The sequence below is a fragment of the Ensifer sp. CCNWLY38 genome, from assembly GCF_037120565.1.
Classification (GTDB): domain Bacteria; phylum Pseudomonadota; class Alphaproteobacteria; order Rhizobiales; family Rhizobiaceae; genus Ensifer; species Ensifer adhaerens_H.
Genome location: NZ_JBBBBO010000027.1, coordinates 19,471 through 30,185, shown reverse-complemented (window position 1 = coordinate 30,185; position 10,715 = coordinate 19,471). Strand labels below are relative to the sequence as shown.

Sequence of the window (10,715 nt, the reverse complement as noted above, 5' to 3'; positions counted from 1 at the left end):
GTTCATGTCAATTCGGTCGAAGGTTTCAATTCCCGCGTCCGCCGCACAATTGCCGGCGTCTTTCATCATATCAGCCCGCAGCACGCCGACCTGTATTTCCACGAGATCGGTTTCCGCTGGTCACAGCGCATTGTGACTGGCCAGGCTGTGCGGAAAAGCCGAAATGGCGTGGAACGCATGAAAACAATGTGGTCACGGGTACCGCCGGCGCTGCAATTGCTGCAGGTCTTCCGCACTGCTACCGGTCGGCAAATGCGCAGAAGTCCAGATGGTGGCATCATCGTCAAATCAGCAGTCGCTGTCTTTGGTTGATAAAGGCCATGTATCGACCGGAACCATGTGCCGTGGGCTCGCTGCCTGGTGCTCCGGACTTAAGCGGCCCAGTACGGGACGTACCTGGCGTTCCGCTTACCCTGGTCGGGGTCGGCGGGTGCGATACGGCCGAGTCTTATTGACTCAGCAATAACGGCAGAAACAGCCTGATACTCTTCCGGCGCCAGTGAAAAACGTTCCCTGAGAGTTGCGTTGCTCATGTAGTCATGAGTGAGCCAGCGTAGGACGCAATGGAAGAAGCATGCTCGCAACTTCTCAGCCTTTGACATTTGGCCGAATGCCTTCGGTGCGAACAGCACTACCCGCATAGAATTCTCTGATGAGATGAAGTCGGGAGCTGGAAGGTGCAGCGCTTCGATCTCTATCAGTGTTTTATCGAGGCCACCGCCGCGCTCCTCGCAAAGGCCGAATGACCGCATGGTTGCCGCTAACTTCTCGTTTCTGGAGCGGCGTTCATCGAGAATCCGATCGGTGCTGATCAAGGAATTGCCCGGATTGGTAACTTCTATGCGGTTGTCATAGATCTCGACCACTGGCCCTACACCGGTAGCCATGAAGTCCTGATGTATGAGGGCGTTGGCAATCACTTCGCGGACGGCGGTTTCCGGGAAATGGGGCACCATCCGCCGAACGCCATCTGTATAGCGCTCCTCCTTCGGCAACCGCTCCATCAGAAACCGCATCATTCCCGTAAAGCCGACGGCGTATCCCTTCTTGCCTTCTTGCTCGAAATCGGAACGCGACTTGTCGCGCCCGGAGTATTTCACGATACGAACAGTCTTTCCTGCGATGGATGGGAAAAGAGTGACATCTCGGGCCAACATGATTGCGCCAAGATTGGTAATGTCGAATCTTCCTTCGAGGTTGTCGAGAAGGAAGCCAGAATCGGTGAGCTTTCGAATGATTTCCTGAGGATTTTTCGGTTTGGGATCCCCCGTCAGATCGTAGACGGGGTCCGAGTCTAGCATCGAGAAGACATCATCTGCAGTGACATTTGATGACGCAACTGCGGTTTCGAAACGTCGCCGCCCTGTCGCTATCCAGAGAGCACGCTCATGCTCAGGGAACTCGGTCAGTTTTTTCTTGTTTTCGCCGATCCGTACGAATTCAGTGCCGGCGAATTTTACGGGCCGCTCATATGATGGCTCAACCGCAACGATGGAATAGGGCAAGCCGTCGCAGATAAAGTCGAGAACCTCGATAAGTATTCGCGGCTCAACCATCCTGGTCAGCCAGTTCGTGAAGTCTTCGTTGCCTTGTTTCTGTTGCTGCAAACGGAGCTCAGTGCCAACTCGCCTCTTTGTGCGGTCTTCCACACCGAATACGAGAAAGGCGCGATCTCTTCCCGCTAGCATGGCCGAATTCGCAAGTGCCGAGACATATTCCCCGATCTCGCGTGGATCCTTGTTGTTGACCTTGAATTCCAACCATGCACTTTCGGTGGGTTCTTCCAGGAGTCGATTTAGAAGTGCACAAGGGTCGTAGATCGGCATTATGTGTCCTCGTATTATCCCCCTTATATCAGATTCGGTCGTTTCAGAACGTCGCTAGCAGCAGAATCCGCAGAAATTTTCTAGAGAAAACAACGCTATGCCGCGGAAAGTTCTGCTTGGGGTTTTATCGGTCTTTTGAAAAATTGGTGAGCTGCAATTGAATCACTGAGGCGCAAAATTAGGTCGCGAGCTTTTATCCCGCTTATGTCATATCTGCAGCTTATCCTCTGTCCGGCTGTAAGGAAAACAATAGGTTAGAGGTAGTGAGCCACAACGTTTTATATCAATGACGTGGCTCTTCGCGGTCCGTTCATTCCCCAGAGGCAGGTCGCCTCTAATGGCGGGCGATATCTCCGGCGGTTCGCTGGCATATCTCGCCTGCTCATGCGGCAATCAGCCCAGCACGGGTTCTGCGGTTCGATTCTCTTCAAGAACATCGATTTATTTTCGTGGTGGGCCGTCTCAATGAAGGCCCTGGCAATCCCCCTGCGGCTGCTGCTCGGGCGCCCAGGGAGGCTGCTACTTGTCTAGCGCGAGGTGTCCTTCCGCTTGAGGAGGCCAGCGCGGATCACCTCCGTCTTTGACGCCGGGGTGGGGAGGGGAGGTAGCGACTTTGGATTGCAGGATCCATCGCGCGCCTTGAAGCCTTCGTACTTCTGTTGTGCATCCAACCTGTCGGCGTCTGATACAGGACCGACCTGGGCGCCATTGATGTCGTGGCGGACCGAACCGGGGCGCGCGACCGCAATCTGATAGCTCCGCGAATGCACATAGGTTGCCATCGCCTTGCGCAGTGTCGACACGCTGATTTCTGGTTTCAGGAGAGGGCGGACTTCATTCCAGAGCCCGAGTGCAAAGGGTCGGATTGGGTCGCCAACCTTGGCTGGAAGAACTGCGATCGGCCGAGTGAGAAGAGCGTTGATGGCCTCGATTTTGGCGACCTCTCGTTCACGTGCCAGAACCGGGCTGGAGTTATCTCGCGGAGATTTTGCCGTCGGTGACTTTTGACGCATCGCAACCCGAGCCAATCCAGGAATGTCATGGCTCCAGGATATGTCATTCGACATCACGAACCAACAACATCAGCTCGGTTCCAGAGGATTTATAGCTTGAACGCCGGAACGCAAGCACTGCGAGCGTTCTATGTCGTGCGGGACAAATCGTCGAACTCCTTATCTTCGAAGTGCCGGATCTCGGAGATGACAGCCGGGAATTGGGGTAACAGCCGCTACGTTCGAACATTCCGATGCTCCCCTAGGCTCCCTGCAAAACGCTCGGCGAGGCGTTCCCTTTTGAAGGCCTCCGCCACCAGATCGACGAAAGCGCGCGTTTTGGCCGGCACCAGGGTCCGTGAGGCGTAATAGAGTGAAATGGCGCCCGCGTCTGCGTACCATTGCGGGAGAAGGCGAACGAGGATGCCGTTCTCGAGCTCTGGCAGGACATCGGGCACAGCGAGCATGGCCACGCCGAGACCGAGCCGTGCGGCCTCCCGCATCGCCGCCGGGTCATTGACGACGATGGTTTCTGGCAAAAGCGCCGTCATCTCGGTTCCCGCCGCGTTGCGCATCGCCCAATGACGGATACGGCCGGTTCCGAGCGACCGCATCACGATGCCATCGAATTGCGAAAGCCCGGTGGGGTCGGTTGGCGGCGTGCGTTTCGCCATATAGGCGGGCGAAGCGACGGCGATGATGTGGGCAGGTGCCAATGTCCGGGCGACAATACCCGGAGCCAGATCGAAGCCCCCGCCGATGGCCGCGTCATAACCTTCTGCGGCCAGATCGACCGAGCGGTTCTCAAAATGCCATTCCGGCCGGATGAGCGGGTATCTGCGCAGCAGTTCCGGTAGGAGCGGCAGGATGTGGGTGACGCCGAAGGTGGGGCTCAAGCTGACCTTCAGCACGCCCGTCGGCTCGAGAGCGCCAGATGAAACGTCGGTGATCGCCGCTTGCAGGGCTTCAAGATTGCCGCCGATCGACTGGAGGAACCGTTCGCCCGCTTCTGTCAGCACGAGCTTGCGGGTGGAGCGCTGGAATAGCCGCACACCCAGGTTCCGCTCCAGCATCGCCACGTTGCGGCTGACGGCGGCCGGTGTCAGGGCCATGCGCCGCGCGGCCTCCGAGAAACTGGAGGTCTCCGCGCTTTTGACGAAGCTTTCGAGGTTGGCCAGCGTTTCCATATAACCTTCAACGATCACTTGAAGTCAGATCAAAACATTACCGGCTAATCTGGAGGAAATAAACAGGCCATCTTCACTCCATCGAAACCCAACGGAGTGAAGACAATGAATCAGAACACCCATCCCCTCGCTGGCAAGGTTGCTCTCGTCACCGGCGGTTCGCGCTCGATCGGCGCAGCGATTGCGAAGAAGCTTGCCGCCGACGGCGCGGCGGTCGCGGTCACTTACAGCGCATCGCCCGACAAGGCGGCCCAGGTCGTGGGCGACATCGAGGCCGCGGGCGGCAGGGCCCTTGCCATCGAGGCCGATGCCGGCAACCCGGACGCCGTTCGCGCTGCCGTGGCGAAGGCGGTGGAGACGTTCGGCGGCATCGACATTCTCGTCAACAATGCGGGCCTCGGCCTCGGCGGGCCGATCGAAGATATAGCCTTCGAAACCTATGAGCGGATGATCGCGGTCAACGTCACCGGCGTCTTCGTCGCGACGCAGGAGGCGGTGCGCCGCATGAAGCCGGGCGGGCGGATCATCCATATCGGCTCGTCGATGACACGTTATGCTGCGTTCCCGACCGCCTCGCTCTACACGCTGACCAAGGGCGCGATCACCGGCTTCAACCGCAGCCTCGTGCGCGATCTCGGGCCGAAGGGCATCACCGTCAACACGGTCCACCCGGGTCCGACCGATACCGACATGAATCCGGCGGACGGCCCGGTCGCCAAGATCGTCGGTCCCGGCATGGCGATCGGCCGCTATGGCCAGCCCACAGAGATCGCCAGCGTCGTCGCCTTCCTCGCAAGCCCCGAAGCGGCCTTCGTTACCGGCGCGGACATCGTCGCCGATGGCGGCTTGACCGCCTGATCCCGCGACACTCGAACCCAGAAAGGACAATCGCCATGAACAGCATCGGCATCATCGGCGCAGGCAATATCGGTCGCGCCTTCGCGACGGCCCTTGCCAAGAACAACATTCGCGCGACGCTCGCCAACAGTCGGGGCCCGGAAAGCCTGAAGGACGTCGTCGCGGCGATTGGCTCGACCATCGAGGCCGGCACACGCGAGGACGCAGCGTCGAAGGACATCGTGCTCGTCGCGGTCAACTGGTCGAAGCTGCCGGCGGCGCTTGCCGGCCTGCCGGACTTCGGCGGCCGCGTCGTTGTCGATGCCAACAACCCCATCGAAGCACCGCTGTTCAAACCTGCCGAATTGAACGGCCGGCTGTCCAGCGAGGCCTTCGCCGGCATGGTGCCGGGTGCCCGCGTGGTGAAAGCCTTCAATCACCTGCAGCCGCACCTGCTTTCCGGCGATCCCCGAGCCGAGGGCGGCCGGCGCGTCCTGTTCTATTCCGGCGACAACGCCCAGTCCAAGGCGCAGGTCGGCGCGCTGATCGACCGGCTCGGCTTCTTCGGCATCGACCTCGGACCGATCTCGATCGGTGGAAACCTCGTCCAGTTTCCGGGCGGTCCTTTGCCAGCTCTCAATCTGGTGAGGTTCGGCTGAAGAGGCATCGACAGATCCCACGTTACAGCTGTCGTCGGCGAACGGTTGAAACCGTTTCGCCGACGACGGCGGTGTTGCCGTTTTCTCTGAAGAGCCAATCCGAGATTGACCTTTCTTTGCATCGGCAAACACAGAGGCATAGTCGCCGCCTTCGACGGCCAATCCCGGCACGATCTGCCATGGCATCGGAGGAGGGGCCCGGGGATGCGCTCAATGTGCTGGGACATTGACGCCGCATTGAAGGGGCAGGTCGAGGAAACCCTCCTCGACAGCTACGAATGCGAGCGGCGCCCTGTGGATCGTCCAGTGTTCATCCGTGCGGTAAGGCCGGATTGCACCCGGGGACGAGACATTGACGGAGCAACTGCGCGCCAACATGAAGCAACGATTTTGCTCCCAGCGTGACGATAATGTTGCCTGCAATGCGTTGCAGCCAGATTACAAAGGATCTGTTGCGCGACAACCAGTCGCGGAACGACCCCGAGGCCAGGGCACCCCGCAAGCATCTGCAGTCCGGTCACCTTCATAGTGCCACCGAGGATGAAAAACTGCAGCGGGAGATCCGGCGGAGGGCTGCACGAACTGCGGAAGCACGAAAGGGATCGCCGAGGGAAAGTCACCTGTCGCCGTTGATGTACGAGCCGGCTTCGGAGACAGATCTTGTTCTCGTTATGGGCCTCTAAGATCGGATAATCTATCAACTGCAACGCCTAGATGCGGCTCTTCGCGGCAACAATGGCTTCCGCCTGAAGGGCGCAGAGCTCGATTCCTTACTTGCTCATGCCATTGTCTGCATTTGCTAAGTGTTCGAAGCGTGTCACTCCCTTGGTGGGGCGGGCAGGTGAAGGGTGCGCGGGCCCGGCTGGTAGTAATGGAGGCCAGCGATTGGTGGCGGAGCCAGGGTCTCGATCAGGACTCGACGCCGACGTCCGATGAACCCAAACATCCGCCTCGGGACACCGGAGGGTCGCGTCCCCACAAGTGGTGTAGCTGGGCGGTAGCGAAGCCGCTCGCGAGCGCGCCCTCGACAGCGCCGTAGCGAGCGAGCGGCGTAGCGGTGGTCATCGAAGTTCCCCGGTAGGGTCGGGTTGCTGACACCAACCTGATTCGAAGGAACCATCGATGACCGACGACATGATGAACCTGCGCGCGCTCGTGGAGAAGACCCCGGATTGCGATCTCCTGCGCGAGATGATTGGCTTCGCCGCCGAGCGCCTGATGGAGCTTGAGGTGGGGGCCGCCACCGGCGCCGCCTTTGGCGAGAAGACCCCGCTGCGGCTGGCCCAGCGCAACGGCTACCGCGAGCGCGACTGGGAGACGCGAGCCGGCACGGTCGAGCTGCGCATTCCGAAGCTGAGGAAAGGCTCCTACTTCCCCTCGTTCCTGGAGCCGCGGCGCATGGCCGAGAAGGCGCTGACGGCGGTCATCCAGGAAGCCTACGTGCAGGGCATCTCGACCCGCTCGGTCGACGACCTGGTTAAGGCGATGGGCCGGACGAATGCTACGCATTCGCCTTGACATGAGCGGTATTTCGAAGAGCCAGGTCAGCCGTCTGTGCGAGGAGATCGACGGCAAGGTCAAAGCGTTCCTCGAAAGGCCGATCGAAGGCGACTGGCCGTATCTGTGGATCGATGCCACTTACCTGAAGGTCCGCCGCGGCGGTCGCATCGTCTCGGTCGCCGTGATCATCGCCGTCGGCGTCAACTCAGACGGCCGGCGCGAGGTGCTGGGCATGGAGATCGGCACCTCCGAGGCCGAGCCGATCTGGACCGAGTTCCTGCGCAAGCTGACCCGGCGCGGACTGCGCGGCGTCAAGCTCGTCGTCTCCGATGCGCACGAAGGCCTCAAGGCGGCCGTCACCAAGGTTCTCAGCGCGACATGGCAACGTTGCCGGGTTCATTTCATGCGCAATGTGCTGGCGCATGCCGGCAAGAGCGGCCGCCGTGTCGTGTCCGCCTTCATCGCTACCGCCTTCGCCCAGGAGACGTCGCAAGCCGCGAGCACACAATGGCGCGCCGTCGCCGACCAGATCCGGCCGAAGGTGCCCAAGCTCGCCGCCATCATGGATGACGCCGAGCCCGACGTGCTGGCCTACATGACCTTCCCCAGGGAGCATCGCGCCAAGCTGCACTCGACAAATCCCATCGAGCGGCTCAACGGTGAGATCAAGCGGCGCACCGAGGTCGTCGGCATCTTCCCCAATGATGACGCCATTGTCCGCCTCGTCGGCGCGCTCCTGCTCGAACAGAACGATGAATGGGCCGTCCAGCGCGCCAGATACATGACTCTGGAAACCATCAGCCAGATGAGCGATGATCCGCTCATCAGCCTGCCCGCCGTGGCGCGCTGATCATCCCGGTCCATGCCGGAGAGCACGGCGACCAATGCCGTCTGCTACACCACCTCACGGGACGCGATCCACCGGAGAAGCGCCGGCGCCAAACCCGAATGGCGAGGCATGCCTCAAGGCTAGCTGACCTACGGGAGTTCACTGATCAGCTTTTTGAGCGAGACCGGATATTTCCGGACCCTTATGCCGGTGCCGTCTGCGCAAGTGCAGGCCTGGCGAGTACTCCAACGGCGAGGGCAGCGACGGATTTCACGATCATGCGAGTTCTCCATTCGCCGGCAGGATGCCGGCACGCACAGTTGAACCGCATGCGGCCTCATCTGTTCCCAAAATTGCAGCGGGAGAGTGCATTTTTTTGGAGGAAACTCCACAACGACTTGCGCAATTTTCGAGGTCGAAGACTAAGGTCGAACCCCAAATGCGACCGAAGTCTGGCCATCGGAACGAAAATTACGCAACCGGGTTGTTAGGTGGTTCCCGCGTTGAGAGTGGGAACTACAACAACCAGACTGGAGAAAAACATGAAAAAGCTTGTCAGCTCCACCCTCGCAGGGCTGTTTCTGGTCGGTGCTTCTAGCGTTGCCCTGGCTCAGACGGTCGTTATCACGCCAGAGCAGGAAACGGTCGTTCGCGAATACGTGAAGAAAAAGCCGATTGCTTCCATCAAACTTCCTGGAGTGGAGCTCAATGTCGGCTCGACGGTTCCGGAAACGGTGGAACTGCACACGATTGATGCGCCGGACATCAAATACCGGTATGTCGTCGTTGACAACCGAACGGTGCTGGTAGACCCAGGAACGCGCAAGATCGTCCGGGTTATCGACTAACCGTCGCAGGCGCTGTCCCTTCCCCCCGGGGAAGGGGCAGTTCTGACGCTTTGCGTCCGTTCCCTCTCGATGAGCTCGAACGCCCGCCATCTAATTAGGCTCGCTAAGCCCCTGCTGACTGGCCAGAGGCTCAGGAGATGTGTGCGACCGTTCACGCTTAGCAATCGCACCTGTCATGTTACATCTGCTGCAAAGCAGCGCAATTCATCCTATCGGATGGTTCGCGTCGTTAACGATCTTCTGCGTCAAGCCGAACTCGGGCGCGGTAGGCCCCATCCGCGCAGGGACTTGGTGATAGGTGGGGCCTAGAGGCGTTTTCGATTGGAGAAGATCGAAGTAGCGGAAAAGAACCCGCGACCCCCCCTAAAGTTCCGCCATAGGACTTCAGTCTCACACGCCAGCGGCAAAGGTCTGAGATCGGTTGTCGCGTTGTCCCGGCGACACATATTTCACTCAGGCCCATGGCGACGCATCCACGTTTGCAGCCAAGGGCGCATAATGGTTCCAGAGCTGTCCGCATCGACCCTTCCGGGCAGTTCTGGCGCCACTCGACTCAAAGACCCAGGAAGACTCTCGCGATGTACCACAGAGAACGTTATGGCGAGCCTGAGCGGAGAGCATCCATCGGATTGCCGATAGGCGTAATGCTGCTTTCGATGCTGGCGATTTTTGCATACCTACTCATTGGCGGCGCATTTTCGGGCGACGGAAGCCGGAATGTGGCCGTGTACCTGCCGCAGGTAGCTCAGGAATAGCGTCGACGTCCGGGCATCACCGCGCTCGTGAACCGAGGCGGCTCCTCCCCCGCCTCGTGATCATGACAGTTTCCAAAATTGCTATAAAAATCCGGTGACTGACCGGCAATGAATCCGCAGAGCACGATGGTCAATACCGCCCTTTGGTGGTCAGTCAAGAACGGCCAGCGTGCCAGACGCGGCGCCCTAAATCCACGGCGCAAAAGCACCGTGGCATAGCCAATTCGGGCTAAGTCGGAGACAATGGGGGATGTTGCGGTGAAGACGGGAATGGGGAGCCAACATGGGCTTGGTGCACTTGGGTCGAGCGCGCTTGTCATCGGGTACAGTTGCGCTCTACGAAGAACCATCAGCTATATCTACGCACTCGCGTCGACGACACTCGACAACCTGTTGCGAGAAGTTCCGCGTCGGGAGGAGCTGATAAGCGAATATCAGCAAATTTGTCTGGACTTGCAGGCCGAGGTTGTCGCGCTGCTTGCTTTGTTGGATGACCAGCAACCCCAGTAATACCAAGACGAGCTCCCTCGTTGCGCCAAAATAAGGTATATTTGTCCACGATTAGCCCGGCCCACAGGGCGTGACGGCAGCCCGAACCGGCTGCCTCCTAACTTGGAGGGTGGAATGTTCAACGTCCACTCGCGAGTGATCCTTCCCAACGATCTCGATGAACTCCAAGCCGTGTTTGATGAGGTTCTGAGGCAACGGCACTTGCCTCAGAACCGCCAAGACGCTGAGTTGCTCGCGGTGCGGCTTACCGATTTGTATCAAGGCGGCGTTCGCGACGCGGCCTCGCTTCGGGCGAAGTTGCTCAATCAGGGTGAGACGTGATGATTAGCTCTTGCGCTGCCACACCCTTGCCGCTCCGCATTGTCCAGTGCGCACCCCTCCCTCGTTTTTGTGCCATTAGACCTCCGCTACTGGACCCCATACCGGCCGGAAACGCAGGGGGCGATCCGAAGGATAAAGTGACCGACGAACCTAGGGGGCCGAGCCCTCCCGAGATGGATCTTGAACCGGCTGGATGAGGGCCGCGTGCCAGCGGTTCCCAGCCGCGACGAGGCCAACGTGGAACCGGATGAGGCTCTGCCTGAAGACAGCGAGGAGGAGATCCTCGACGACGACCCCGCGCGCGAAAAGACCCGGTTCGACGAAGAGGTTCCGAAGAGCAGCCGATAGGCGTTGCCGTGGGTCTGACATTAGGCGGCTTTGGCGTCTCATGCGCCGACGCGGTTGATGCGCTCCCACAGATCGCGATCGCGATATTTCTCGATGCTACTGA

9 protein-coding genes and 1 pseudogene are annotated in these 10,715 nt (G+C 59.7%); 7 read left to right on the top strand and 3 right to left on the bottom strand.

The annotated features are described in order from the left end of the window. Positions 1-312, top strand: a 312-nt coding sequence (locus tag V7S54_RS32630) for a transposase (protein ID WP_336409897.1), incomplete at its 5' end; no start/stop codon positions are given. Positions 313-371: 59 nt separating this feature from the next. On the opposite strand, the gene V7S54_RS32625 is transcribed toward V7S54_RS32630, so the two are convergent. From V7S54_RS32625 to V7S54_RS32615, 3 genes are all read right to left on the bottom strand, one after another. Then, complete coding sequence (locus V7S54_RS32625; RefSeq protein WP_065376423.1) at positions 372-1,826, bottom strand: ATP-binding protein; 1,455 nt, start codon at positions 1,824-1,826, stop codon at positions 372-374. A 527-nt stretch (positions 1,827-2,353) separates the two neighbouring features. Then, a complete protein-coding gene (locus tag V7S54_RS32620) occupies positions 2,354-2,839 on the bottom strand; it encodes a ProQ/FINO family protein (protein WP_065376422.1) in 486 nt (161 codons plus the stop codon). Between the two features lie 215 nt (positions 2,840-3,054). Continuing rightward, positions 3,055-4,005, bottom strand: coding sequence for a LysR family transcriptional regulator (locus tag V7S54_RS32615; protein WP_336409898.1), 951 nt, complete (start codon positions 4,003-4,005; stop codon positions 3,055-3,057). 105 nt (positions 4,006-4,110) lie between these two features. Between V7S54_RS32615 and V7S54_RS32610 the strand changes: the two genes are divergently transcribed. From V7S54_RS32610 to V7S54_RS32585, 6 genes and pseudogenes are all read left to right on the top strand, one after another. Further along, a complete protein-coding gene (locus tag V7S54_RS32610; protein WP_336409899.1) occupies positions 4,111-4,863 on the top strand; it encodes a 3-oxoacyl-ACP reductase family protein in 753 nt (250 codons plus the stop codon). A gap of 35 nt (positions 4,864-4,898) precedes the next feature. After that, positions 4,899-5,501 (top strand): NADPH-dependent F420 reductase, encoded by a 603-nt coding sequence (locus V7S54_RS32605; RefSeq protein WP_336409900.1) that lies wholly within the window; start codon positions 4,899-4,901, stop codon positions 5,499-5,501. A gap of 1,122 nt (positions 5,502-6,623) precedes the next feature. Further along, positions 6,624-7,851: pseudogene (locus V7S54_RS32600) on the top strand (IS256 family transposase). Positions 7,852-8,372: 521 nt separating this feature from the next. Then, positions 8,373-8,678 carry a DUF1236 domain-containing protein gene (locus tag V7S54_RS32595; RefSeq protein WP_336409901.1) on the top strand — a complete coding sequence of 102 codons (306 nt, stop codon included), beginning with the start codon at positions 8,373-8,375 and terminating at the stop codon, positions 8,676-8,678. A gap of 1,379 nt (positions 8,679-10,057) precedes the next feature. Further along, a complete protein-coding gene (locus tag V7S54_RS32590) occupies positions 10,058-10,264 on the top strand; it encodes a hypothetical protein (RefSeq protein WP_336409902.1) in 207 nt (68 codons plus the stop codon). 204 nt (positions 10,265-10,468) lie between these two features. Continuing rightward, entirely contained in the window at positions 10,469-10,612 is a 144-nt protein-coding gene (locus V7S54_RS32585; protein ID WP_336409903.1) for a hypothetical protein, read from the top strand. Positions 10,613-10,715: the final 103 nt, after the last annotated feature.

Excerpts from the sequence above, each read along its gene's own strand:
- V7S54_RS32625 (WP_065376423.1), bottom strand. The coding sequence starts at position 1,826 with ATGCCGATCTACGACCCTTGTGCACTTCTAAATCGACTCCTGGAAGAA.
- V7S54_RS32620 (WP_065376422.1), bottom strand. The coding sequence starts at position 2,839 with ATGCGTCAAAAGTCACCGACGGCAAAATCTCCGCGAGATAACTCCAGC.
- V7S54_RS32615 (WP_336409898.1), bottom strand. The coding sequence starts at position 4,005 with ATGGAAACGCTGGCCAACCTCGAAAGCTTCGTCAAAAGCGCGGAGACC.
- V7S54_RS32610 (WP_336409899.1), top strand. The coding sequence starts at position 4,111 with ATGAATCAGAACACCCATCCCCTCGCTGGCAAGGTTGCTCTCGTCACC.
- V7S54_RS32605 (WP_336409900.1), top strand. The coding sequence starts at position 4,899 with ATGAACAGCATCGGCATCATCGGCGCAGGCAATATCGGTCGCGCCTTC.
- V7S54_RS32595 (WP_336409901.1), top strand. The coding sequence starts at position 8,373 with ATGAAAAAGCTTGTCAGCTCCACCCTCGCAGGGCTGTTTCTGGTCGGT.
- V7S54_RS32590 (WP_336409902.1), top strand. The coding sequence starts at position 10,058 with ATGTTCAACGTCCACTCGCGAGTGATCCTTCCCAACGATCTCGATGAA.